The sequence below is a fragment of the Hoeflea algicola genome (assembly GCF_026619415.1).
Classification (GTDB): Bacteria; Pseudomonadota; Alphaproteobacteria; order Rhizobiales; family Rhizobiaceae; genus Hoeflea; species Hoeflea algicola.
Genome location: NZ_JAOVZR010000001.1, coordinates 1,293,749 through 1,319,809, shown reverse-complemented (window position 1 = coordinate 1,319,809; position 26,061 = coordinate 1,293,749). Strand labels below are relative to the sequence as shown.

Below are 26,061 nucleotides of genomic sequence, written 5' to 3'. Positions count from 1 at the left end.
GGTGAGGCCTGCGCGTCAGGCTCCGGTCAGCTCTTGTAGAGCATCCAGTTCTTTTCGAATTCCTGGTTCAGTTCGGGTCTGTAGACCTGGAAGCAGTTGCGGCCGGAATTCTTGGCGGCGTAAAGCGCGACGTCGGCCTTGTTGTAAAGCTCCTCGGCGCTTTCGGCGTCGCTGGCCATGCAGATTCCCAGCGACAGGGTGACAGGGCCGTAATCGACGCCGGTTTTCTGGTTCTTGAGCGGCGTCGCCTTGACCGCGCGGCGAATGCGCTCGGCGATCTCCGTGGTTACATCGAGGCTGGTATCGTGCAGCACCACGGCAAATTCCTCGCCGCCGGTGCGAGAGATGAACACGTCTTTGCGTAGTGTGCTCTTCATCACCGCGGCAACGACACCGAGAACCCGGTCGCCGACCGGATGACCGAACGTGTCGTTGAATTTCTTGAAATGGTCGATGTCGGCGACGATCAGGGAGTGATATATGGCGCCGCGCGAATCGTCATAGATCCGTGACAGCATCTCATCAAATGCTCGGCGGTTGGCCAGGCGGGTGAGGGGATCGGTGTTGGCGATGCGCTTGTATTCGTCGAGCTCAAGCTTGACCTGCTCCATTTCCCGGGCGCGCTCGACCATGTGCTCGACCACGACCTTCCCTTTTTCCATGGTGTCGCCGGTGGCGTTGCTGAGCATGCCGACGACATTGGTAAGGATGTCGGTGCTCGATGCACTCTTGGCGGAAATGCGATGGTAGGTTTCACCCAGCAGCTTGGAATAGCTTTCCAGCGATGACTGCTCCTGCTTGAGCAGGCGCAGCATGCCTGCGAGTTCGCTCGAGATCTTGGTGTGGGCGCCTTCGACAACATTTGCGCGGTGGTGATGCGGGAAGTGCTTCTTGCCAAGTGCATCAAGTTGATCCTGACCGGGTGCCCGGCCCAGTAAATCGAATTCCCTGCTCAGAGATGCGTTTGAAGCATTGAGCGCTTCATAGACGAGTTCGTAATTTCGAGGCAAACCGGAGATCCCGCGCCTTCGCATGGTCGCGAGGACCATTGTTGCTGTGTCCAGAGACTGGACATTCTTCGCAGCGGTTGCAGACATGTTTGATCCCCAAGTAATGCTTTCTAGCACTTCATGGATTATTATTACGGGACAAATGTTCGTGAATTGTTAATCGCAATCCGCCAGACACCCGCTCCACGCTGGCCCTACGCCGGATCGCCTGGGCACGCGTAATAGTGATAATCGACGCTGATTACCCCAGGTTGAGCTCCTTGAAGAAGTCGTTGCCCTTGTTGTCGATGACGATAAAGGCGGGGAAATCCTCAACCTCGATGCGCCAGATCGCCTCCATGCCCAGTTCCTCGTATTCGACGACTTCGACACTCTTGATGCAGTCCTTGGCGAGGCGGGCGGCCGGTCCGCCGATCGATCCCAGGTAGAAGCCGCCATGCCGGGCGCAGGCTTCGCGCACCGAGCGCGAGCGATTGCCCTTGGCCAGCATGATCATCGAGCCGCCGAATGACTGGAACTGGTCGACATAGGAATCCATGCGACCCGCTGTGGTCGGTCCGAAGGAGCCAGAGGCATAACCGTCAGGCGTCTTGGCGGGGCCGGCGTAATAGACCGGATGGTTCTTGAAATAGTCGGGCATCGGCTCGCCAGCTTCCAGCCGCTCCCTGATCTTGGCGTGGGCGAGGTCGCGGGCAACGATGATGGTGCCGCTGAGCGACAGCTGTGTCTTTATAGGATGTTGCGACAGGTCGGCCAGAACGTCGGCCATCGGCCGGTTGAGATCGATCTTGACCACATGGGCTGAAAGCTTGGCTTCGTCGATCTCGGGCAGATACTTCGACGGATCGGCTTCCAGCTGTTCGATGAAGACGCCGTCTCGGGTGATCTTGCCCTTGGCCTGGCGGTCGGCTGAACAGGACACGCCAAGGCCTATCTGCAGCGAAGCACCATGGCGGGGCAGGCGCACAACCCTGACGTCATGGCAGAAATACTTGCCGCCGAACTGGGCGCCAACTCCCATTTGCTGAGTCAGCTTGTGAATCTCGGCCTCCATCTCCAGATCGCGGAACGCGTGGCCTGCGTCCGAGCCCTGGGTCGGCAGCGCATCGAGATACTTGGTCGAGGCGAGCTTGACGGTTTTCAGGTTCATTTCGGCGGAGGTGCCGCCGATCACGATCGCCAGATGATAGGGCGGGCAGGCGGCCGTACCGAGTGTAAGGATTTTCTCGCGCAGGAACTCGATCATCCGGTCATGGGTGAGCAGCGACGGGGTGCCCTGATAGAGAAAGGTCTTGTTGGCCGATCCGCCACCCTTGGCGACGAACAGGAATTCGTAGCTGTCGGAGCCTTCCTCATAGATATCGATCTGGGCCGGCAGATTGGTGCCGGTGTTCTTCTCTTCAAACATCGACACAGGAGCAAGCTGGGAATATCGCAGGTTCTTGCGCTCATAGGCATCTCTGATGCCGGCCGCCATTGCTTCGTAATCGCCACCCTCTGTCCATACCCGGCGGCCCTTCTTGGCCATGATGATCGCCGTGCCGGTGTCCTGGCACATGGGCAGCACGCCACCGGCGGCAATATTGGCGTTCTTGAGCAGGTCGAGGGCGACAAAACGGTCGTTCTCGGTGGCTTCGGGATCTTCGAGGATCTTTGCCAGTTGCTCAAGGTGGGCGGGGCGCAGCAGATGGTTGATGTCGCCGAAGGCCTGTTCGGCCAGCATTCGCAATGCTTCCGGCTCGACGGTCAGGATGTCCTGACCGCGAAATTTCTCAACGCCGACATGCCCATCGGATAGCTGGCGCCATTGTGTTGTGTCGGGTCCAAGGGGGTAAAGATCGTTTGCCACGAGATGCCTTTCGGGTCGTCCTGCTGTCGCCGGGTAGGGTTTGGGTCTTAAGGTCTAGGCGGCCCGAATGCAATTACTGCAGGGGGCAAAATGGCTGCTGCACCTTCATTTGCAGCCTGTCAGCACGGAGCAAGCGGCAGCTTTGACCGGCCGGTGGAGGCTTCTGCCTGGTGATGTGGAGGCAGCGAAATTTGCCTTGATTGATGCGCCCTTGCATTCTTTCTTTCGTAACCATGATTTGGTAGGTTCGCCACGACTTGTTTTGAACGTCCGGGCTCTTGCCTGGCACAGGGATTTGGGTTGGGCATGATTTTCAGGATGCGTGCGGGCGTGGCGATGATCGCCGTTGCGGTTACTTTCACAGGCGTTGTGGCGCCGACACCGCCGGTCCAGGCGCAAGGACTGTTCGATGTCCTGTTCAAGAGCCCGGCCCAGCGCCAGCGCGAAAAACTGGCGCGGCAACAAGCCAAGCAAAAGGCCGTTGCACCGGTAGCGGTCAAGCCTGTCGCCAAAATCAGCGGTCCGAGCTATCGCACCTATCGCGCTGACAAGATCGTTCAGGTGGATTTCAGCAAGATGGCCGATCCGGTGGTTACCGGTGCAATTGGCGATATGATGCTCTCGCCATTGGGGCTGGATCCGTTTGCCGAAGGTCGCACGGCTCTTGCAGATCTGTCGATCAAGGCTTTGCCCGAGGCTGCCGAGGCGGTAGTGGCGCATTATTCCGATCACCCCGCCTATATGTGGGTGTCAGGTACCGCGGTAACAGATAACGCCCGTGCCGTCGTCGCGGTGCTCAATAATGCCGAAGCGGTCGGCTTGTCGGCGGCGGACTACAAGGTGGAACTGCTCGATGATGCGTTCGATGTCGCCTTGGGCGCGGAACGCCAGCGCCAGTTGATGGCTTTCGAAATGGAACTGTCGACGGCAGTCGCCAATTACATTCTCGATGCCACCCGTGGCCGCGTCGACCCCAACCGAATTTCCGGATATCACGATTTCAAGCGCAAGAGTCCGGATCTGACGACCCGGCTCGAGGCCCTGTCCAAGGCCGCTGATCCCGCCGAGGCGCTGCTGGCGCACAATCCGCAAGGCGCTCATTTTGAGGCGCTGAAAGCCGAGCTGAAACGGTTGCACGACCTTGATGAGGGAGATCGTATCGAGATTTCCGAGGATCTGCTGCTCAAGCCGGGTCAATCAAATCCGGAACTTGCCAATGTAATGGCGGCGATCGCCAACAAGGCCAGCGACGCGCTCAAGGTCGACCACGCGCTGGTGCTGGCAAGCTATGCCGGCAAGCCCGGCTACGACAACGAGATCGTTGACCTGGTCAAAGGCTTCCAGAAACAGGCCGGCCTCAAGCCTGATGGCGTGGTCGGTCCGGCAACGCGTCGGGCACTGGTGGGAATCTCCAATGCCGACAAGATCGAAAAGGTTCGGCTGGCGATGGAGCGGGCGCGGTGGCTGCCAGGCGTGCTGGCCTCGCGCCGGGTGTTCATCAACCAGCCGGCCTATACCGCGACCTATTACAATGGTGGCAAGAGTGAACTTTCGATGCGGGTGGTGGTCGGCAAGAAGTCGAACCAGACCAACTTTTTCGATGACGAGATCGAGCTTGTCGAATTCAACCCCTATTGGGGTGTGCCGCAGTCGATCATCATCAACGAGATGCTGCCGAAGCTGCGACGTGATGCGTCCTATCTCGACCGTCTCGGTTATGAGGTGACAGTGGGTGGCCGGGCGGTGTCGTCCAGTGCGATCAACTGGAACGGCGTGGGCCGCGGCAGCGGTATCGGGGTACGCCAGCCGCCGAGCAATGCCAACGCGCTGGGGCAGTTGAAGATCCTGTTTCCCAACAGCCATGCCATCTACATGCATGATACGCCGAGCAAGTCGCTGTTTGACCGCGACACCCGCGCATTCTCCCATGGCTGCATCCGGCTGCAGGATCCGCGCGCCATGGCCGCCAAGGTGCTCGGCACCTCAATCGATCAGGTTGGCAGCTATATTGCCGCGGGCCAGAACAAGCAGGTTCAGGTGCCTGAAAAGTTCCCGGTGCATGTGGCCTATTTCACGGCCTGGCCGGATGATGCGGGGACGGTGCATTATTATGCCGATGTCTACGGCCGCGACGGCTATCTGCGCAAGGCGATCGATGCCACCGAAAAGGTGCGCACCGGCGTCTAAGGAAATCAGCTTTTGGCCGACGACAACGCAAGCGCCAAGGGTGGTGCTGCGTGGGCGGGGCTTTGGGCTCTATTCCGGTTTTGTGCCTGAAGGCTCGGTGATGCCAGCCGCGGATGTGTTGTCTGGGCCGTCCATCAGGATGTCAGGGCCGGCAACTGATTCTAGTTTGGCGCGGTTGGTGATGATTACCCGCATGCCGTCGATGGTGACACCATCGCCCTGCAGTGACTTGATGGCACGCGAAAAGCTCTCGGGTGTCATGCCGAGATAGGATGCCAGAAGCCGTTTCTCCACCGGAAGTACAAAGCTCGCCGCATTTCCTGCCGCCCGTATCTGACGGGCGATATAGGCTGCGACCCGTTCACGTGAACTGCGCAACTTGATGCCCTTTGCATGGCGCACGACGGAGCGGTAGCAATTGGCCAGCTCGTTGATGATTGCCAGCGCGAATTCGGGATCCTGTCGGAACGCAGCACGCAGGTCTTCCGCCGGAACCAGGATGATGCTGGATTTGTCCACTGTTCGCGCCGACATCAGATAGGGAGCATCCTTGATGCAGGCAGCCAGGATGAAGGTTGAAACCGGCCGGACTACCGCCATCGTGGTTTCATGGCCCTGCCACCGCGCATAAAGCTCGACGGTTCCATCCATGACGATATGCAGAAAATCGGCAGATTCGCCCTGCTGAATGAGATCAAGCTGCGCCGGGAAAGCCTGCGCATAGGCGGCCTGCATCAGTGTGTCGAAATGCGGCTGGGCCATCGTCCGGAACAGCGCAAGCTTGCGAATCTCTGGTTTGTCTTGATCGCGCATAGGCCGTTTTCTCGTGTCACGCGGTTGCCGGAATTGAGGTCGGGTTCACTCAGTTATGCACAGTAGGCTTGATATTTGTCAGGTGCGCAACTGATATTATCGTCCTCCAATTTCGGTAAAATACAATTCGGGGTCGATTGTGCAGCGCGCCAATGGGGCGATTGATCTGCATCAAATGCGTGCAGTGATTGCCGTGGATTTTATCCGTCAACAGGCCTCTGGGCCGTTGTCGGAAACAATCCTGCGCAGGGGTCTCCTGCGCTGCCACGCGGAGACAATCAATGCTGGACAAGGTGAATGTATCGGACACGGAGCGCACACGGGCGCTCGGATTGAGCACGGTCGCCTTTACCGCCTGTTTTGCGGTGTGGACGATCTTCTCGATCATCGGCATCGAGATAAAGGCAGAGCTTGGGCTCAGCGAGTTCCAGTTCGGTTTGCTGGTCGCAACGCCAATTCTCACCGGATCGTTGACCCGTCTGATCCTCGGGGTCTGGACCGAACAATATGGCGGGCGCATCGTCTTTACGGCACAGATGCTGCTGACAGCGGCGGCGACCTGGATGCTCACCTGGGCCTCGTCCTACACGATGTATCTCATCGCAGCGCTGGGCATCGGTCTGGCCGGTGGTTCCTTCATCATCGGCGTGGCCTACGTGTCGCGCTGGTATGATGCGGGAAAGCAAGGCACCGCGCTTGGCATCTTCGGCGCCGGCAATGTCGGCGCGGCGGTAACCAAATTCGTCGCCCCGTTCGTCATGGTTGCCTATGGCTGGCAGGGTGTTGCCCATGTCTGGGCCGCGGCGCTGGCGCTGATGGCAGTGGTGTTTTACGTCTTTGCCAAGGATGATCCGGCGCTGGTGGCGCAACGCATATCCGGTCGCAAGTCACCCTCGCTGGCTGAGCAGTTCGCGCCGCTTAAAAACCTTCAGGTGTGGCGTTTCTCGCTCTACTACTTCTTCGTTTTCGGTGCCTTCGTGGCACTGGCGTTGTGGATGCCGCATTACCTTGTTGACGTCTATCATCTTGACATCCGCACCGCGGGCATGTCGGCGGCGGCGTTCTCGCTGTCGGCATCCCTGTTCCGGGCCTATGGCGGGCACCTGTCCGACCGGTTCGGCGCGCGCTCGGTGATGTACTGGACCTTCGGCTTCTCGCTGGTGCTGCTGTTCATGCTGTCCTACCCGCCAACCGACTACGTGATCCAGGGCAAGGACGGCCCGATTGCCTTCTCGACGCAGATGGGGCAGTGGCCGTTTGTCATCACCTTGTTTGTGCTCGGCTTCTTCATGAGCCTCGGCAAGGCGGCGGTGTTCAAGCACATTCCTGTCTACTACCCCAACCATGTCGGCGCCGTGGGCGGACTGGTCGGCATGATCGGCGGTCTTGGCGGTTTCGTCTTGCCGATCAGCTTCGGCGCGTTGCTCGACCTGTCGGGTATCTACACCAGCTGCTTTGCGCTGTTGTTCATCATTGTCGCCATCTCGCTGGCCTGGATGCATCTGACGGTGCGGGCCATGGAGCGCGCGGCGCAGGGGACGGCACTCGACCGGCTGCCACAATTGCCGGAAATGCAGGACATCCATGATCCCGAGGCGCAGGCGCAGACGCGCGTGCTGCAGGAATGGAAGCCCGAGGATCCGGATTTCTGGGAGCAGAAGGGTCGTCGCATCGCGCGGCGCAACCTGTGGATCTCGATCCCGGCGCTGCTGTTGGCGTTCTCGGTCTGGATGGTCTGGTCGGTCGTGGTGGCACGACTGCCGGCAATCGGCTTTAACTTCACGCAAGGCCAACTGTTCTGGCTGGCTGCGCTGCCGGGCCTGTCGGGCGCGACCCTGCGGATCTTCTACAGCTTCATGGTGCCGATCTTCGGTGGCAGACTGTGGACGACGTTGTCGACCGCATCGCTTTTGTTGCCGGCCATGGGCATCGGCTACGCCGTGCAAAATCCTGAAACACCCTATCTGATCTTCCTGGTTCTGGCGCTGCTGTGCGGCTTTGGTGGCGGCAACTTCGCCTCGTCGATGGCCAATATCGCCTTCTTCTACCCGAAGGCTGAAAAGGGCAATGCGCTGGCGCTCAATGCGGGGCTCGGTAATCTCGGCGTCTCGGTGATGCAGTTCGCGGTGCCGATCGCCATTACCGCAAGCGTCTTCGGTGCGCTCGGCGGCCAGCCGCAAACCATGTCGGATGGCGGCCAATTGTGGATGCAGAACGCCGGCTTCATCTGGGTGCCGCTGATCATCGCCGCCACTATCGCTGCCTGGATCGGCATGAACGACATTGCCGACGCGCGGGCTTCCATCAAGGAACAGTCGATCATCTTCAGCCGCAAGCACAACTGGATCATGTGCGTGCTCTACACCGGTACCTTCGGCAGCTTCATAGGTTATTCTGCGGGCTTCCCGCTGCTGACCAAGCTGCAGTTTCCTGAAGTCAACGCGCTGCAGCTGGTCTTCCTCGGGCCGCTTGTGGGTGCCTTGTCGCGCGCCGGCACCGGCTGGATCTCCGACAAGTTCGGCGGCGGGCGGGTCACTTTCTGGACCTTCCTGGCGATGATTGTGGCTGTGTTCGGGGTGATCTTCTTCATCGGCATCAAGGAACAGCCAGGCGCGTTCTGGGGCTTCTTCGCCTCGTTCATGGCGCTGTTCTTCCTCACCGGTGTCGGCAATGCGTCGACCTTCCAGATGATCCCGGTGATCATGGCGCGCGAAGTGCCGCGCCTGATGAAGGGGCTGTCGAAAGACGAGGTGCTCAAGCAGGCCGGACGGGAAAGTGCGGCAATCATCGCCTTTACCTCGGCGATTGCCGCCTATGGCGCCTTCTTCATCCCCAAGGCTTACGGCACCTCGATTGCGTTGACCGGCGGACCGGCCGCGGCGCTCTGGGGATTCCTCGCTTTCTACGTGATCTGTGCGGTGCTGACCTGGGCCTACTACACCCGGCGCGGCGGTCTTCTGTTCGAAGTCGAGCGCAATGTTTCAGCCGCACCCCTAGCAGCCTGACCTGAAAGGAACCCGCAAGATGAGCCATCTTCTTGATCGCCTCAACTTCTTCGCCAGCAAGCGTGTCGACACATTTTCCGACCGTCATGGTGAGACCACCAACGAAAGCCGCGATTGGGAAGACACCTATCGCGACCGCTGGCGGCACGACAAGATCGTCCGCTCCACCCACGGGGTGAACTGCACCGGGTCCTGTTCCTGGAAGATCTATGTCAAATCCGGCATCGTCACGTGGGAAACACAACAGACCGATTATCCGCGTACCCGGCCGGAGCTGCCCAACCACGAACCGCGCGGCTGCGCCCGCGGCGCCAGCTACAGCTGGTATCTGTACTCGGCCAACCGGGTGAAGACCCCGCTGGTTCGCGCCCGGCTGATGAAGATCTGGCGCAAGCTTCGCGAGACCCAGTCGCCAATCCAGGCCTGGACGACGATCCAGTCGGACCCGGCATTGCGCGCCGAGTATGTCACCAAGCGCGGCAAGGGCGGGTTCGTGCGCGCCACTTGGGATGAGGCCACGGAAATCACCGCCGCAGCCAACGCCTATACAGTCAAGAAGCACGGCCCGGACCGGGTGTTCGGGTTTTCGCCGATCCCGGCGATGTCGATGGTCTCCTATGCAGCAGGCACCCGCTATCTGAGCCTGCTCGGTGGCACCTGCATGTCGTTTTACGACTGGTATTGCGATCTGCCGCCGGCCTCACCGCAGACCTGGGGCGAGCAGACAGACGTGCCTGAATCGGCTGACTGGTACAATTCCGGGTTCCTGATCCTGTGGGGCTCGAACGTGCCGCAGACGCGCACACCAGATGCTCATTTTTACACCGAAGCGCGTTATCGCGGCACCAAGTCGGCGGTCATCTGCCCAGACTATTCGGAAGCTGCAAAATTCTCCGACATCTGGCTCAACGCCAAGCAGGGCACCGATGCGGCGATGGGCATGGCCTTCGGTCACGTCATCCTGCGCGAGTTCCACCTTGACCGGCAGGCCGAGTATTTCGAGGATTATTGCCGCAAATATTCCGACATGCCGATGCTGGTTCAGCTCGACAAGCGTGGCGGTTCCTACATTCCCGGCCGGCAATTGCGCGCGTCGGACTTTGCCAAGAAACTTGGCCAGAACAACAATCCCGAATGGAAGACCGTTGGCATTGATGACACCACCGGTGATGTTGTGGTTCCCAATGGCTCGATCGGCTTCCGCTGGGGCGAAGAGGGCAAATGGAACCTTGAGGAAAAGGCCGGTGACGCTGCGATCAAGCTGCGCATGAGCCAGATCCTCGACAGCGACCATGACGACGTGGTCGGCGTCGAATTTCCTTATTTCGGCGGGGCTGCAACCAACGGCTTCGCGGTCTGTGATCATCCCGATGTGCTGACCCGCAACGTGCCGGTCAAGAAGATCAAGCTGGCCAACGGCAAGACAGCCATGGTCGCAACCGTGTTTGACCTGTTGTGCGCCAATTACAGCCTCGACCGCGGTCTGGGCGGTGCCAATGTCGCCAAGTCCTACGACGAGGATGTGCCGTTCACCCCGGCCTGGGCCGAGAAGATCACCGGCGTTCGCCGTGACAAGATCATCCAGGTGGCGCGCGAATTTGCCGACAATGCCGAGAAGACCAATGGCAAGTCGATGGTCATCATCGGGGCAGGGACCAACCACTGGTACCACATGGACATGACCTACCGTGCGGTCATCAACATGCTGGTGCTGTGCGGCTGTGTTGGCCAGTCCGGCGGTGGCTGGGCGCATTATGTCGGCCAGGAAAAGCTGCGCCCGCAGACCGGTTGGACACCGCTGGCGTTTGCGCTCGACTGGGCACGTCCGCCGCGGCACATGAACGCGACCTCGGCCTGGTACGCGCATACCGACCAGTGGCGCTACGAGACGGTGACCGCGGCCGAAATTCTCTCGCCAACGGCACCGGAGGGTGACTGGAAGACGCTGAGCCTGATTGACTACAATATCCGTGCCGAACGAATGGGCTGGCTGCCCTCGGCGCCACAGCTGAAAACCAACCCGCTGGAAGTTGCCAAAGCGGCCAAGGCAGTGGGCAAGGACGTCTCGACCTATGTTGCCGAGCAGCTCAAATCAGGCGGGCTGGAGATGTCCTGCGAAGACCCGGATGCCCCGGAAAACTGGCCGCGCAACCTGTTCGTCTGGCGTTCAAACCTGCTTGGTTCGTCGGGCAAGGGGCACGAGTATTTCCTCAAGCATCTGCTTGGCACCGATCACGGCGTGCAGGGCAAGGATCTTGGCGTTGAGGGCCGGCAGAAGCCGACCGAGGTGAAGTGGCACGATGAGGCGCCGGAAGGCAAACTCGATCTGCTGGTGACCATCGACTTCCGCATGTCGACCACATGCGTCTATTCCGACATCGTGCTGCCGACGGCCAGTTGGTACGAAAAGGACGACATGAACACGTCCGACATGCACCCGTTCATCCACCCGCTGCAGGCGGCGGTGGACCCGGCCTATGAAAGCAAGACGGACTGGGAAATCTTCAAGGCGATCGCCAAGAAGTTCTCCGAGATCGCGCCGGAAATCCTCGATGTTGAAACCGATGTTGTACAGCTCGCGCTGCACCACGACACGCCATCGGAACTGGCACAGCCTTCGGTGCTCGACTGGAAGCAGGGTCAATGCGACCTCATTCCGGGCAAGACGGCGCCGGCTTATGTCACCGTCGAGCGGGATTACCCCAATATCTACAAGCGCTATACCGCGCTTGGCCCGCTGATGGACAAGGTCGGCAATGGCGGCAAGGGGATTACCTGGGACACCAAGACCGAGGTTCATCACCTCAAGGAGCTCAACGGCACAGTCACGGAGGAGGGCGTCACCAAGGGGCTTGCGAAAATCGACACCGCGATCGACGCCTGTGAAGTGATCCTGATGCTGGCGCCGGAGACCAATGGCGAGGTGGCGGTCAAGGCCTGGGATGCGCTTGGCAAGCACACCGGCATCAGCCATCGGCACCTGGCCGAGGCCAAGGAAGACGAGAAGATCCGCTTCCGCGATATTGCCGCCCAACCGCGCAAGATCATCTCGTCACCGACCTGGTCGGGGATCGAAAGCGAGGAGGTCTGCTACAATGCCGGCTACACCAACGTCCATGAGCTGATCCCCTGGCGCACGGTGACCGGTCGTCAACAGATCTATCAGGACCACGAATGGATGCGCGCCTTTGGCGAGGCGTTCGTGACCTGGCGGCCGCCGGTGGACACCAAGTCGACCGGAGCGGATATCAACATCTCCGGTCGTGACAGCGAGCCGCATGTGGTGCTCAACTTCATCACCCCGCACCAGAAATGGGGCATTCACTCGACCTATTCCGACAACCTGCTGATGCTGACGCTCAACCGCGGCGGCCCGGTGGTGTGGATTTCCGAGGTGGACGCCCGCAAGGCGGGCCTGGTCGATAATGACTGGGTCGAGGTCTACAACTCGAACGGCGTTCTCACGGCGCGTGCGGTGGTCAGCCAGCGCATCAAGGAAGGCACGCTGTTCATGTATCACGCGCAGGAAAAAATCGTGAACACGCCGGGATCACAGATCACCGGCAAGCGCGGCGGCATCCACAATTCGGTGACCCGCACCACGCTCAAGCCGACCCACATGATCGGCGGTTACGCGCAGCTCTCCTACGGCTTCAACTACTACGGAACCGTGGGCTCCAATCGCGATGAATTCGTCATCGTTCGCAAAATGACAAAGGTCGACTGGCTGGATCGCCCGGCCGCCAAGGTGGAGGCAGCAGAATGAAAGTCCGCGCACAAATCGGCATGGTACTCAATCTCGACAAGTGTATCGGCTGTCACACCTGTTCGGTCACCTGCAAGAATGTCTGGACCAGCCGCGAAGGCGTCGAATACGCCTGGTTCAACAATGTCGAAACCAAGCCCGGCATCGGCTATCCCAAAGACTGGGAAAACCAGAAGCGCTGGAATGGCGGATGGACCCGGACCAAGGGCGGCAAGCTGCATCCCAAGCAGGGCGGCAAATGGCGGATCCTGGCCAACATCTTCGCCAACCCGGATCTGCCCGAAATCGACGATTTCTACGAACCGTTCGATTTTGATTACGACCACTTGAAATCGGCGCCAGAAATGGAGGCGTTTCCGACCGCACGTCCGCGCTCGAAAATCTCCGGCGAGCGGATGGAAAAGATCGAATGGGGCCCGAACTGGGAAGAAATCCTGGGCGGCGAATTCGCCAAGCGCAGCCAGGACTACAATTTCGAGGGCATCCAGAAGGAAATCTACGGCGAGTATGAAAACACCTTCATGATGTACCTGCCGCGGCTGTGCGAGCATTGCCTCAACCCGTCTTGCGTGGCCTCGTGCCCATCCGGCGCGATCTACAAGCGCGAAGATGACGGCGTGGTGCTGATCGACCAGGAAAAATGCCGCGGCTGGCGCATGTGCGTCTCGGGATGTCCCTACAAGAAGATCTACTACAACTGGGAAAGCGGCAAATCGGAGAAATGCACCCTGTGCTATCCGCGGCTGGAATCGGGCCTGCCGACGGTCTGTTCGGAAACCTGCGTTGGCCGCATCCGCTATCTCGGCGTGATGCTTTATGACGCAGACAAGATCGCTGAAGCCGCTGCCACCGAGAACGAGAAGGATCTCTATGACGCCCAGCTCGGCGTCTTCCTTGATCCCAACGATCCCGAGGTGATCAAGGCAGCGCGGGCCGAGGGTGTGCCTGAAGACTGGATCAAGGGCGCTCAGAATTCGCCGATCTGGAAGATGGCGATGGAATGGAAGATCGCCTTCCCGCTGCATCCCGAATACCGCACCCTGCCAATGGTCTGGTACGTGCCGCCGCTGTCGCCGATCCAGAACGCGGCGGAAGCCGGCGCGATTGGCTCGATCGACAACATGCCGGATGTGCGTTCGCTCCGGATCCCGGTGCGCTACCTCGCCAACATGCTGACGGCGGGTGACGAGGAGCCGGTGATTGCAGCACTTGAGCGGATGATGGCGATGCGCGCCTACATGCGCTCCAAGACGGTCGATGGCGTCGTCAATCTCGGCGTTGCCAAGCGGGTCGGACTGACGCCACAGCAGATCGACGAGATGTACCAGTTGATGGCAATTGCCAACTACGAAGACCGTTTCGTCATTCCCACCACGCATCGGGAAATGGTCGAGGACGCCTATGACCTGAAGGGCGGCTGCGGCTTTACCGACGGCAATGGCTGCTCCACCGGCACTTCGACCGGCAAGCTTTTCGGCGGCGGAAAAACCTTCCGCTCACCCACGGAGTTCATCGCATGACCCGCACATTCAAAGCCCTGTCAGCGCTGCTGACCTATCCATCGACCGAATTGCAGGAAGCAATCCCTGCCATTCGCGAGGTGTTCGCATCCGAACCGATCCTGACAGCCGACGCGGTGGCGGCAATCGAACCGCTGCTGGCCGAGTTCGAGAGTCGCGACATCTACGATCTGCAGGAGCGCTATGTGTTGCTGTTTGACCGGTCGCGGACGCTGTCGCTCAACCTGTTCGAGCACATCCATGGAGAGGGTCGCGATCGCGGCGGCGCCATGGTCGACCTGCTCGAGACCTACCGGGCCGAAGGCTTCGATCTGGTCGGTACCGAGTTGCCGGACCACCTGCCGGTGCTGCTCGAATTCGCTTCGACCCTGCCGCTGCCGGCGGCGCGCGAAATCCTCGCCGACGCCGGCCACATCATTGCGGTGCTGGCCGAACGGCTGACGCGGCGGGAAACGCCTTATGCTGCGGTTCTGACCGGTCTGTCGCAGGTGGCGCAGGCCTCCACCGAGACCGAAGTAGCGCAGGCGCTGTTGTCCGAGCAGGACGATGATCCGGAGGATCTGGAAGCGCTCGACGCGGTCTATGAGGAGGCGATGGTCACCTTCGGCCCCGATCCCAACGCCGGCTGCCCGATCACCCGTGACATTCTTGCCCGTATGGACGTGCCCGCGCGGCCCGCCAACGCTTGAGGCGAAAGGACGAACATCATGAACTACTTTCTTTTCGGAGTTCTTCCCTATCTGGCGCTCACCGTGCTGATCATCGGCTCGATTGCGCGCTACGAGCGTGATCCGTTTACCTGGAAGTCATCGTCGAGCCAGCTGTTGCGGCGCAAGCAACTGGTATGGGGCTCGGTGCTGTTTCATGTCGGCGTGCTGATCGTGTTCTTCGGCCATCTGGTCGGCATGCTGACCCCGGTGGAAATCTTCCATCTTCTCGGCATGAGCTATGGCTTCAAGCAGGTGCTGGCAATCGTCGTCGGCGGCGTTGCCGGCGTTATGGCGCTGGTGGGCGGCGCAATGCTGTTGCACCGGCGGCTGTTCGATCCGCGCATCCGGGCCAATTCATCCTTCGCCGACACCGGCATTCTGGTGCTGCTGGTGGCTCAGCTGGTGCTCGGCATGGGCACCATTCTGGCGTCGATCCAGCATCTTGATGGCAGCGAGATGGTCAAGTTCATGATGTGGGCGCAGGGCATCTTCACCTTCCGTGCCGGCGCCTGGGAACTGGTGGCCGAGGTCAGCTGGATCTACAAGCTGCATATCCTTCTCGGGCTGACAATCTTCATCCTGTTTCCGTTCACCCGGCTGGTGCACATGTTCTCGGTGCCGGTGCGCTACGTGCTCAGGCCCGGCTACCAGATTGTCCGCACCCGCAAGTACAAGACACAGATGGGACCCAAGGCATGAAACAGACATTTACCGATATCAGCGTCAATGGCGAGCCCATCTCTCCGGAGCTGATCGCCACCGAGGCGCAGAACCATCCGGCGCCTAAGGGCAAGCCGGGCAGGGCCTGGATGGCGGCGGCGCGGGCGCTGGCGGTCAAGACCATGATCCTGCAGGAAGCCCGCCGTCGCGAAATCGTCGCCGAGCCGCTGGAACTGGCACCGGGGCAATGGGAAACCGATGACGAAGCGCTGGTGCGGCAGTTGCTGGAGGTCGCGGTGGTGCCCGAGGTGCCAACCGAAGCGGCACTGCGCGCCGTCTACGAAGCCAACCCGGAACGGCACCGCGCCCCCTCGCTCTATGAAGCGGCGCACATCCTGTTTTCGGCACGGCCCGAAGATGTGGTGGCGCGCAAGATTGCAAAGGACAAGGCAACCGCGGTTCTGGCCGATATCCTTGCCAATCCGAAAAGCTTCGACGGTCTGGCGCGCGACCATTCGGCGTGTTCGTCGAAAGCCAATGGTGGCCGCCTCGGCCAGATCGCAGCCGGCGATACCGTGGCCGAGTTCGAAGCGGCGCTGAAGCTGCTGTCGGAAGGCGAGATCGCGCGTGAGCCGGTGGAAAGCCGCTACGGCTTCCACATCATCCGGCTTGATGCTAAGGCCGAGGGTAAGGTGCTGCCGTTTGAGGCGGTGGAACCGGCGCTGAGGACTGCGGCCGAGAAAGCGGCCTGGGTGCGGGCCAGCCGCGCTCTTGTCGAAAGCCTTGCCGCGCGGGCCGAGGTGACCGGGATAAATCTCAGGGCGGCGTAAACGTCGCGCTGGGTATCGGTAGGTATAACGGGTGCGGGGTGAACCCCGCGCCGCCGCCCGTCCGGGCGCGCAAGGAGATATGACGATGGTGATTGGCTTTGTCCGAACTCCTGATCGTGGTCTGGCTGACCAGTTGCTGCACACATTTGCCGACCGGCTGCTGGCCGATGGCCTCAAGCTGGCCGGCGTGGTGCAAACCAACTCTGAACGGCCTTGTTCGCATCTCTGCGACATGGATGTGCGGGTGCTGCCCGACGGACCGGTGTTCCGCATCAGTCAGGTGCTGGGCGAGGAATCTCGCGGCTGCCGGCTCGACCCGGCAGCGCTTGAAGAGGCGGTGGTACGGGTCGAGGCAGGGCTTGAACTTTCGCCGGATCTTCTGATCCTCAACAAGTTCGGCAGGCACGAGGCCGAAGGCAAGGGATTTCGGCCGCTGATCGCCGAAGCGCTGGCGCGCGACATCCCGGTGCTTCTTGGCGTCAACGGGCTAAATCTTGAGGCTTTCGAGGCCTTTGCCGGTGATTATGCCGAGGAGGTTGCAGCCGACGCCGCTAGCCTGGCGACCTGGTTTGACCAGTTGCAACGCCGCGCTGCCTGAAGGGGGTCCCGCGCCGGTTTGATGTCTGTCACAGTAAAGGCTGATGTTCTCTGCTAGAAATATCGGGGTCGCCGGGCCGGCGGTCGGATAAATCGCGGAGCAACACCAAGATGAAAATCGGAATCGTCGGAACCGGAATGGTCGGCAGTGCTGCGGGCTACACCATGGCTTTGCTGGGCGTTGGCACCGAAATCGTGCTGGTTGACGCCAATCCCGCCTTGGCCCGCGCCCAGGCGCAGGACATTGCCCACGCTACGCCGTTTGCCACCACGGTGGCGGTGCGCGCCGGTGAATATGCCGACCTCAATAATGCCGCGGTGGTAATCATTGCCGCCGGCGTCAGCCAGAAACCCGGCGAAAGCCGATTGGCGCTGCTCGAGCGCAATGTCGCGGTGTTCCGCTCGGTTATTTCAGGCGTCATGCAGGCAGCCCCCGAGGCGATCCTGCTGATTGCCACCAATCCGCTCGACGTGATGACCTTTGCCGCCCAGCGTATCTCTGGCCTGCCGCTGGAACGGGTGATCGGCTCAGGCACCATTCTCGACACCGCCCGGCTCAGAAGCCTGCTTGGCGATCATCTGGGCATCGCGCCCAATTCGGTGCACGCCTATGTGCTCGGCGAGCATGGAGACAGTGAAGTGCCGGTGTGGTCGAGCGCGATGGCCGGCAGTGTGCCGATCGCCTCGTTTGCCCGGCAAATCGGCCGGCCGCTCGATGAGGTTGCGCGCACCCGGATCGCTGATCAGGTACGCGGCGCCGCCTACACCATCATCGAGGGCAAGGGGGCTACCTGGTACGGCATCGGCGCGGGGCTCGCCCGCATTGTCCGCTCGATAACAGATAACGAACGCACGGTCTTGAGCGTCTCGCAGGTGAGTGATGAGATCGAAGGCGTCAGGGACATCGCCCTGTCGCTGCCGCGCATCATTGGCCGCCAGGGCGTGCTGGCAACGCTGATGCCGGAGCTCGACGAGGCCGAACGTGCAGCGCTGAAACGCAGCGCTGAGGTAATTTCGGGGTTTACGTCGAAGCTTGAGTTTTGACGTGGGGTCAGATCTCGCTCGTCACAACCTTCTCCAAAAATGCGGCCGCAGTTTCTTTCGAGCACAGTTCCGTGGCTGGCGTCAGCACGGCCGATCCTGCGGCGGCGACGCCGTGGCGGACGGCGTCGCGGAAGCTGCCGCCGCGCGACAGTTCAAGCGCGATGGCCGCGACCATGCTGTCGCCGGCGCCTATGGCGCTCAGCGTTTCGATCTTCGGTGGCTGGCAGAAGAAGCGCTCGTTGGCCGATACGCCGACGGTGCCTTTCGAGCCCATCGACATGACCAGACGTTCGGCAACACCGGCGCGCACCAGTTCAAGACCGTAACCGGCCAGATCCGCAGGTGTCGCGAAAGTGCGGCCCGACACGTCGGTGGCTTCCGCGCCGTCCATCCTCAGCAGTGCGAAAGGTGGGCCGGAATTGACGGCGGCGGCTTCAAGCGCTGCGCCGGAGGTGTCGAGGATCAATTGCGCGCCATTTGTCGCTGCGATGCGGTTGATGGTCGAGGCGATGTCGGCGGGTACGCTTGGAGGAATGCTGCCGGACAGAACGATGACGCCGTGTGCAGTTAGATGTGATCCGATTTGCGCGAGGAGGGCAGTTGTCTGCTCGGCCGGCCAGGGCGGGCTGGGGAGCTGGAAGCGATACTGTTTCCGGCTGGTTTCCTCAAGCACGGCGAAGGACTGGCGGGTGTTGCCGGCCACGGCAAAGGCCACCACGTCAATTTCTTCCGCTTCCAGCATCGCCTTGAATGTGCTGCCGGTGTCACCACCAAGCGCCACAAAGGCTTTCGACTGGCCGCCGAGCCGCGAGATGGCGCGGCTGACATTGACGCCGCCGCCACCGGGATCGTAGCGCGGCGGCTCGCAGCGCAATTTCGGACCGGGGACCACATGGTCGACCGAGGTCGACACATCGAGGGCCGGGTTGAGCGTGATGGTGAGGATGTCGGTCATGTTCGGACCATCACATGGAGGGCGGGATGTGTTCAATCCCGACGATGGCGGGCCGGCAATTATTGCCCGGTTTTTCCGCCTCCGCCACGTTTTCCTTGACCGCGACAAAACTGTCGGGTGAGACCGAAATGCTGTCGATGCCGGCCTGCACCAGCAGCTTGGCAAAGGCGGGGTTGTTGGACGGCGCCTGACCGCACAACCCGACCTTTGCGCCGGCCTCATGGGCACGCGCAATCAGCGTTTCGATCATCCAGATCACCGCTGGATCGCTTTCGCTGAACAGATCGGCCAGTTCGCCGGAATCGCGATCGACGCCAAGTGTGAGCTGGGTCAGGTCGTTGGAGCCGATGGAGAAACCATCGAAGCTTTCGGCGAATTCGGCGGCGCGGATGACGTTGGCCGGGATCTCGCCCATGACATAGACTTCAAGCCCGTTTTCGCCGCGCTTGAGGCCATTCTCGGCCATCACGGCGAGCACCTTGCTGGCCTCGTCGGGCGAGCGGCAGAACGGGATCATGACCACGACATTGTCAAAGCCCATCTCCTCGCGCAGCATCTTGATGGCTTTGCATTCGAGCGCGAAGCCCGCCCGGTAGCGCTCGTTGTAATAGCGCGAGGCGCCGCGAAAGCCGATCATCGGGTTTTCTTCGTTGGGTTCGAAGGCGCGGCCGCCCAACAGCTCGGCATATTCATTGGTCTTGAAATCGCTCATTCGCACGATCGCCGGCTTGGGGTAAGCGACGGCGGCGATGCGCGACAAGCCGCGCGCGAGCGTCTCGACAAAATAGTCGCTCTTGTTTTCGTAGCGCCGGGTCAGCTCGGCGATTTTTGCCTTGGCGTCCTCATCCTTGAGCGTGTCGTAATGCACCAGCGCCATCGGGTGGACCTGAACGGCGGAGTTGACCACGAACTCCATCCGCGCCAACCCAACACCATCGGCGGGCAGACGCCACCAGCGAAACGCTGCTGACGGATCGGCGAGATTGAGCATGATACGGGTCTTGGTGGCTGGCACATGATCGAGGCGCACATCCTCGACTTCATACTCGGCGATGCCCTCATAGACCACGCCATCCTCCCCACCGGCGCAGGAAATGGTGACTTCCTGCTGGTCGTGCAGGATCTGGGTGGCATTGCCGGTGCCGACGATCGCGGGAAGGCCGAGTTCGCGGCTGACGATGGCTGCATGCGAGGTTCGTCCGCCGTGGTCGGTGACGATCGCCGCCGCGCGTTTCATGATCGGCACCCAGTCCGGGTCGGTGGTCGATGTCACCAGGATCGAGCCGTCGACAAACTTGTCGATGTCCTTGACGTTCTCGATCAGGCAGACCCGGCCGGCCTTGACCGCAGCACCGACGCTGAGGCCGGTAATCAGGGTCTTTCCGGTCTTCTTGATGGTGTATGATTTGAGCGCCGTGACATCGGCGCGCGATTGCACGGTCTCCGGCCGCGCCTGAACGATATAGAGCTTGCCGGTGTCGCCATCCTTGGCCCATTCCATGTCCATCGGCTGGCCGTAATGTTTTTCGATGGTCGTCGCCTGACGGGCGAGTTCGAGAATTTCCTCGTCCGAGAGCACATAGGCGCCGCGTTCAGCCTTCGAGGTTGGCACATTCTTGGTTTCGCCGCCCTCGGTGCCGGCGTAGATCATCTTGATCTCCTTGGCGCCGCAGGTCTTCTCGACAATCGGCTTGAGGCCGGGCTGGTCGAGAAGCGGCTTGAACACCTCGTACTCATCAGGCGTCACGGCACCTTGCACGACGTTCTCGCCCAGACCCCAGGCAGCGTTGATCAATACCACTTTATCGAAACCGGATTCTGTGTCGATGGAGAACATCACACCTGAGCCGCCGATGTCGGAGCGGACCATTAGCTGCACGCCGATCGACAGTGCCACCTGATTGTGGTCGAAACCCTGGATCTTGCGGTAGGTGATTGCCCGGTCGGTAAACAGCGAGGCATAGCAGCGCCGGCAAGTGGACAGCAGCGCCGTTTCACCACGGACATTGAGAAAGGTTTCCTGCTGGCCGGCGAAACTGGCGTCGGGCAGATCCTCGGCAGTGGCGCTGGAGCGGACAGCGACGGAAAGCTCGGCCTTGCCGGTGCGCTCGCCCAGTTCGCGGTAGGCCGAGAGGATCGCGTCGCGGATGTCGTCGGGAAAGTCACCCTCGGCAATTGCCGCGCGAACGGCCTTGCCGGTTTCGGCCAGCGTACGCTTGCCGCTTTCGAGCTTCTCCATCGCCTCGGCGATCACATCATTGAGATTGTTGGCCTTGATGAAGGCGCGGAAGGCATCCGACGTGGTGGCGAAGCCGGGTGGCACGTCAATGCCTTTGCTGCCCAGTTGTTGCACCATTTCGCCCAGCGAGGAGTTCTTGCCCCCCACCAGAGCGACATCGCCGCGTGAGAGATCTTCGAACCAGATGACGTGTCTGTTGGCTTTCGACATGAGACGCTCCCGCAAGATTTCTGGACAAGACTGAACCAGACCTTCTTGTAGGCAAGCGTAAGGCTTCCCGCGTTGACGTGGGTCAATTGATTGAAAATCGGATGAGGGACATGCTCCGAACCGGGAAATTTCCAGCTGTGGAAAACCGGTTGCATCCGGCCGATTGCAGACGACCGATTGCTCAAGGCCGTTCGAGAATGAAATCCGGAATGATGCCGGACCGGGCGATAAAATCTGCCGGATCATGGCCGTCGAAAAAACCATACCCCTGGATCAGCGCGGTGCGGAAACCTGCGGCCTGGCCACCGAGGATGTCGGTGTGCAGCGTGTCGCCGACCATCACCACGCGTTCGTCAGGCGTGCCTGGACGGATGCGCTCGCGGGCCAGGTCGAAGATCGCCGGGAACGGCTTGCCGTAAAATACCGGTTCCGCGCCGGTGGCGTCGGCCAGGCGGTGGGCGTAATGGCCGGGCTCGCGCGACAGCCCGTTTTCCACCGGGGCAACAATGTCAGGATTGCCGACCAGAATCTGGCGCGGATGATCCTTCATCGCCTGTTCAAACAGCGTCTGCCGGGCCTCGCTCCAGGCCGAGGCACCGAGCATCAGAAAGCCTTCGGCCTGGGCGTAGGCGAGGGCGTCGTCCTCGAGAAAATGCGCGCCTTCGGGGAGCTCTTCGGGGCCGAATTTCGGGGCGGCCACCATTCCCCATTTATGGGCGGGATGAGCGCCGAGGCCCGCGAGCAACGCCATCCGGCTCGACACCACGTCGGCCTCATCGAAAGTGTAGCCCAGGCGTTTGTAGCGGGCATGAAGCACGCTTGAGGGATAGCCGGCGGCGTTGGTGACCACCATCACCTGCTTGCCGCGCTGGCGCAGGCCTGCAACGCGCTCGACGACGCCGGGGATGGCGGTTTCGCCGATATTGAGCACGCCGAAGGCATCGAGCAGGAACACGTCGAACTGATCGGCGATGGCGTCGAGATCGGCTGCACGCTCGGATGAAGCGGGCGGACGGGTTGAGGGCAGCCGGTGGCGCACCGCTTCATATTCGCGGAACGCCAGATCGGGGCCCTGGTCGCGGATGACGTTGGCGCCGGTGCTCAAATGATGGCTCCACGTACTTTTGCCGAGATCCATTCGCCGATCACCACGGCACCCAGGATCACCAGCAGGATCAGCGTTACCTGCGGCCAGGCCAGCGTATTGAGCGAGGACTGCAATTGCAGTCCGATGCCGCCGGCGCCGACGAGGCCCAGCACGGTGGATTCACGGATGTTGATATCCCACCGGAACACGCTGATGCCGGCAAAGGCGGGCATGACCTGCGGCACGATACCGTAAGCCATCACTTGCCAGCGGCTGGCGCCCGTGGCGGTGATCGCCTCGACCTGTTTTTCGTCGATTTCCTCGATCGCCTCATACAGAAGCTTGGCGCAAAAACCGATTGAGCGGAAGGCAATCGCCATCAGACCGGCAAATACCCCGGGTCCGATCACGGCGACCAGCAGCAGCGCCCAGATCAGCGAGTTGATCGAGCGGGTGGCGACAATGATGAACAGCGCCACCGGCCTGATGAACAGCGCGCTTGGCGTGGTGTTGCGCGCCGCCAGGAAAGCCACCGGCACCGCCATCACCAGCGCCAGCATGGTGCCAAGCGTGGCCATGTTGAGCGTGTCCCACAGCGGGCCCCACAATTTGTCCATGTAGGACCAGCGCGGCGGCATGGCGCGGCCACCGATATCGGCGGCAATGCGCGGCGCATCCCAGACGAAGAACCAGGTGGTGGCCTCGGAAATCCGCTGCCAGCACCACATGAAGATGGCGACGGCGGCGAGATAGGCAGCCCAACGGGAAATCGTCTGGTTGCGATTGCGCAATTGCCAGACCTTGGCGCCCTTTGCGTCAGTTGATACCGGCATTATTGCACCTTTGCCCGGATGACGCCGGAAAGGTATTCCAGCACCATCACCGTCACGATGATGATCAGCAGGATAGCCGCGGCGGTATCGAATTCATAACGGTCGAAAGCGGTGTTCAGCGTTGCGCCGATGCCGCCGGCGCCGACCAGGCCCAGCACCGCGGATTCGCGGAAATTGATGTCGAGCCGGTACATCGACAGGCCGATCAGCCGCGGCATTACCTGTGGCTGGACGCCATAATTGATCCATTGCAGCCAGGATGAGCCGGTGGCGCGGATTGCTTCACCCTGCACCTTGTCCATTTCCTCGATGTCTTCAGCCAGCAATTTCGACAGGAAGCCGATGGTGGCAAACGACAGCGTGAGGAAGCCCGCCAGCGGGCCGAAGCCGAAGATCGCCACCAGCAGGATGGCGACAATGATCTCGTTGAGTGCGCGCGACAGCGCAACGATCCCGCGGCAGACCAGATAGACCGGCAACGGCGCGATATTGCGCGCCGCACCAAGCCCGATCGGGATCGAAATGGCGATGCCGACCACGGTCGAGGTGATGGTAATGATGATGCTTTCGAGGATGCCGTCCCAGATGTCGCCGCCGCGGGAAACGAAATCGGGATTGAAGAACGCTGTGACGAAGGCCCAGCCGCGGCTCATGCCTTCGGCAACGCGCGACCAGTTGACATCGATGGAGCTGACCGCCAGCACGATATAGATCAGCGCGCCAATCAATAGGCCCCAGCGCAGGACCGGGTTGGGGATCAGCGGCGGCTTGGTCCAGCCGGTGCCGAGCCGTTCGTCCAGCGTCACCGTCGTCATAGCACCGGTTCCACGGGGTCGGCGTCCTCGTCATCGACGTTGCGGATGGTCGCGTGCCAGTCCTCTTCGCCATAGATGCTGGTGAGTACGTCTTCGGTCATGTCGGTGGGCTTGCCGTCAAACGCCAGTTCACCGGCCTTGAGCCCGACAATGCGCTCGACGAACATCTGTGCCAGCGCCACGTCGTGAATGTTGATGACGGCGGCAAGGTCGCGCTCGGCGCACAATTCGCAGATCAGCCTCATGATTTGCCGCGAGGTCTTGGGATCGAGCGAAGCGGTTGGTTCGTCAACCAGCAGAAGCCGCGGATCCTGGATCAAGGCACGGGCGATGCCGACGCGCTGGCGCTGGCCGCCGGAAAGCTCATCAGCGCGTTTGTCGGCCATCGCCAGCAACCCGACGCGGTCGAGCAGGCGAAACGCCTCGTCGATGTCTGATTGCGGGTATTTACGCAGAAACGAGCGCCAGAAGCCGACATAACCAAGCCGGCCCGACAACACGTTCTCCATCACCGTCAGCCGCTCTACCAGCGCGTATTCCTGGAAGATCATGCCCATCTTGCGGCGCATCTTGCGCAAGCCGGTCGATCCCAGCGCGGTCACATCGACACCGTCGAGGATGACGCTGCCGGAAGTTGGCGGCACCAAGCGGTTGATGCAGCGAATGAGGGTCGACTTGCCGGCGCCGGATGGGCCGATCAACGCCAGCACCTGACCCTTGGGAATGGTCAGGTCAACCTCGTGGAGGGCCTTGTCGCCGGTGCGATAGGTCTTGGTCAGTTTCTTGAGTTCGAGCATGAGGCCCCGTCATATCAGGTAAAAAGACGCCGCGCCGGGGGTGGCGCGGCGTCGAGGGCAGGGATCAACCGCAGGTGTATTGTACACCATTGGCGGTATCGATCTTGCGGACCACGTTCCAGAAATCCTTGTAGTTCATTTCCAGGAACTGGCCTTCGTTGGACTTTTCGAATTCCTTCTGCAGCGACGAACCTTCCCAGGGGAAGGTGAAGAAGGCTTCCTTGATCTTTTCCTGCAGTTCCGGCTTGAGATTGTAGACAACGCCGAAACCGGTGGTCGGGAAGGTTTCCGACTTGTAGATGGTCTTGACCTCGTCAGCCTTGATCACATCACGCTCGATCATCCGGCTCATCACCGAGTTGGCAATGGCTGCGGCCGGGTAATCCTTGTTGGCGACGCCGAGGATCGAATTGTCGTGCTTGCCCGAAAACGCCGGTTCGAAATCGCGGCCCGATTCCATGCCATATTCGGCCTTGAGCAGTGCGGACGGCGCCTTGAAGCCCGAATTCGATGTTTCGGCGGTAAAGGCCATGGTCTTGCCCTTGATGTCCTCGACCTTTTCGATGCCCGAACCGGGATAGGTGATGATCTCCATCTCGTAGCCGAAATTGCCGTCAAGCGAGGCCATGATGGTGAAAGGGTGGAAGCCGGCGCAGTTGACGGCGAGCGGATTGGAGCCGGTGTTGAAGCCGGCTATGTGCAGACGACCCGAGCGCATGGCTTCGATCTGGGCAGCGTTGGACTGCACCGGGAAGAACACCGTCTTCTTGCCGGTGACCGTTTCCATATGGACCAGGAAATCCGACCAGGCTTCCTTGTAGACGGCGGGGTCTTCCACCGGCGTATAGGCAAAAATCAGCGTATCGGGATCGATCAGTTCGGCCGGATCGGTCGGGGTGTCGGCGACCAGATCGCCATCGACATCGCAATAGCGCACATCCAGCGTGCCGCGCTCGCAATCCTGTGCGGATGCAGCCAGCGGTGCGGCGATGGTAAAGGCCAGGCCGGCGATGGTGCTCAGCAATACAGATTTAAGGTTCATGATCTTCCTCCGGTTTCGCGTCGAGTTTCGTTTTGTTTCGTTCCCACACAGACTATTCTGTGTGATGTCACAAATGGCAAGAGCAGATGTCA

Annotated in this window: 20 protein-coding genes; 10 read left to right on the top strand and 10 right to left on the bottom strand. The window is 60.9% G+C overall.

The window, feature by feature from the left end:
* Nucleotides 1-26: 26 nt before the first annotated feature.
* Both OEG84_RS06510 and OEG84_RS06505 read right to left on the bottom strand, forming a co-directional pair.
* Entirely contained in the window at nt 27-1,097 is a 1,071-nt protein-coding gene (locus OEG84_RS06510; protein ID WP_425602827.1) for a GGDEF domain-containing protein, read from the bottom strand.
* 154 nt (nt 1,098-1,251) lie between these two features.
* Nucleotides 1,252-2,859, bottom strand: coding sequence for a fumarate hydratase (locus OEG84_RS06505; protein ID WP_267652974.1), 1,608 nt, complete (start codon nt 2,857-2,859; stop codon nt 1,252-1,254).
* Nucleotides 2,860-2,926: 67 nt separating this feature from the next.
* Between OEG84_RS06505 and OEG84_RS06500 the strand changes: the two genes are divergently transcribed.
* Both OEG84_RS06500 and OEG84_RS06495 read left to right on the top strand, forming a co-directional pair.
* Nucleotides 2,927-3,169: a hypothetical protein gene (locus tag OEG84_RS06500; protein ID WP_267652973.1), complete on the top strand. Its 243-nt coding sequence runs from the start codon at nt 2,927-2,929 to the stop codon at nt 3,167-3,169.
* A complete protein-coding gene (locus OEG84_RS06495; protein WP_267652972.1) occupies nt 3,166-5,046 on the top strand; it encodes a L,D-transpeptidase family protein in 1,881 nt (626 codons plus the stop codon). Before OEG84_RS06500 ends, OEG84_RS06495 begins: the two co-directional genes overlap by 4 nt.
* 69 nt (nt 5,047-5,115) lie before the next feature.
* On the opposite strand, the gene OEG84_RS06490 is transcribed toward OEG84_RS06495, so the two are convergent.
* Complete coding sequence (locus OEG84_RS06490) at nt 5,116-5,859, bottom strand: helix-turn-helix domain-containing protein (protein WP_267652971.1); 744 nt, start codon at nt 5,857-5,859, stop codon at nt 5,116-5,118.
* 281 nt (nt 5,860-6,140) lie between these two features.
* On the opposite strand from OEG84_RS06490, the gene OEG84_RS06485 reads away from it, so the two are divergent.
* From OEG84_RS06485 to OEG84_RS06450, 8 genes are all read left to right on the top strand, one after another.
* A complete protein-coding gene (locus OEG84_RS06485) occupies nt 6,141-8,864 on the top strand; it encodes a nitrate/nitrite transporter (protein WP_267652970.1) in 2,724 nt (907 codons plus the stop codon).
* A gap of 19 nt (nt 8,865-8,883) precedes the next feature.
* Nucleotides 8,884-12,630, top strand: a complete 3,747-nt coding sequence (locus tag OEG84_RS06480) for a nitrate reductase subunit alpha (protein ID WP_267652969.1) — start codon at nt 8,884-8,886, stop codon at nt 12,628-12,630.
* Nucleotides 12,627-14,150, top strand: coding sequence for a nitrate reductase subunit beta (gene narH, locus OEG84_RS06475; protein ID WP_267652968.1), 1,524 nt, complete (start codon nt 12,627-12,629; stop codon nt 14,148-14,150). The genes OEG84_RS06480 and narH overlap by 4 nt, the downstream gene beginning before the upstream one ends.
* The gene (gene narJ / locus OEG84_RS06470; protein WP_267652967.1) at nt 14,147-14,839 is read left to right on the top strand and encodes a nitrate reductase molybdenum cofactor assembly chaperone; all 693 of its coding nucleotides are present in this window, start codon (nt 14,147-14,149) and stop codon (nt 14,837-14,839) included. The genes narH and narJ overlap by 4 nt, the downstream gene beginning before the upstream one ends.
* Nucleotides 14,840-14,857: 18 nt before the next feature.
* The gene (narI, locus tag OEG84_RS06465) at nt 14,858-15,559 is read left to right on the top strand and encodes a respiratory nitrate reductase subunit gamma (RefSeq protein WP_267652966.1); all 702 of its coding nucleotides are present in this window, start codon (nt 14,858-14,860) and stop codon (nt 15,557-15,559) included.
* A complete protein-coding gene (locus tag OEG84_RS06460; protein WP_267652965.1) occupies nt 15,556-16,350 on the top strand; it encodes a peptidylprolyl isomerase in 795 nt (264 codons plus the stop codon). The genes narI and OEG84_RS06460 overlap by 4 nt, the downstream gene beginning before the upstream one ends.
* A gap of 79 nt (nt 16,351-16,429) precedes the next feature.
* Nucleotides 16,430-16,948, top strand: coding sequence for a DUF2478 domain-containing protein (locus OEG84_RS06455; RefSeq protein WP_267652964.1), 519 nt, complete (start codon nt 16,430-16,432; stop codon nt 16,946-16,948).
* A gap of 110 nt (nt 16,949-17,058) precedes the next feature.
* On the top strand, nt 17,059-17,991 hold the full coding sequence (locus tag OEG84_RS06450) for an L-lactate dehydrogenase (RefSeq protein ID WP_267652963.1): 933 nt from the start codon (nt 17,059-17,061) through the stop codon (nt 17,989-17,991).
* Between the two features lie 7 nt (nt 17,992-17,998).
* Here OEG84_RS06450 and OEG84_RS06445 read toward each other — a convergent pair whose 3' ends face one another.
* The 7 genes from OEG84_RS06445 to phnD all read right to left on the bottom strand — a co-directional run bounded on the left by OEG84_RS06445 (nt 17,999) and on the right by phnD (nt 25,969).
* Nucleotides 17,999-18,946, bottom strand: coding sequence for a 1-phosphofructokinase family hexose kinase (locus OEG84_RS06445; protein ID WP_267652962.1), 948 nt, complete (start codon nt 18,944-18,946; stop codon nt 17,999-18,001).
* A 10-nt stretch (nt 18,947-18,956) separates the two neighbouring features.
* Nucleotides 18,957-21,395, bottom strand: coding sequence for a phosphoenolpyruvate synthase (gene ppsA, locus OEG84_RS06440; protein ID WP_267652961.1), 2,439 nt, complete (start codon nt 21,393-21,395; stop codon nt 18,957-18,959).
* Between the two features lie 181 nt (nt 21,396-21,576).
* Nucleotides 21,577-22,500, bottom strand: a complete 924-nt coding sequence (locus tag OEG84_RS06435; protein WP_267652960.1) for an HAD-IIA family hydrolase — start codon at nt 22,498-22,500, stop codon at nt 21,577-21,579.
* Nucleotides 22,497-23,315 (bottom strand): phosphonate ABC transporter, permease protein PhnE, encoded by an 819-nt coding sequence (gene phnE / locus OEG84_RS06430; RefSeq protein WP_267652959.1) that lies wholly within the window; start codon nt 23,313-23,315, stop codon nt 22,497-22,499. Before phnE (OEG84_RS06430) ends, OEG84_RS06435 begins: the two co-directional genes overlap by 4 nt.
* Nucleotides 23,315-24,130, bottom strand: coding sequence for a phosphonate ABC transporter, permease protein PhnE (gene phnE, locus OEG84_RS06425; protein WP_267652958.1), 816 nt, complete (start codon nt 24,128-24,130; stop codon nt 23,315-23,317). The genes phnE (OEG84_RS06430) and phnE (OEG84_RS06425) overlap by 1 nt, the downstream gene beginning before the upstream one ends.
* Complete coding sequence (gene phnC / locus OEG84_RS06420) at nt 24,127-24,927, bottom strand: phosphonate ABC transporter ATP-binding protein (RefSeq protein WP_267652957.1); 801 nt, start codon at nt 24,925-24,927, stop codon at nt 24,127-24,129. The genes phnE (OEG84_RS06425) and phnC overlap by 4 nt, the downstream gene beginning before the upstream one ends.
* Nucleotides 24,928-24,991: 64 nt before the next feature.
* A complete protein-coding gene (gene phnD / locus OEG84_RS06415) occupies nt 24,992-25,969 on the bottom strand; it encodes a phosphate/phosphite/phosphonate ABC transporter substrate-binding protein (protein WP_267652956.1) in 978 nt (325 codons plus the stop codon).
* Nucleotides 25,970-26,061 lie beyond the last annotated feature (92 nt).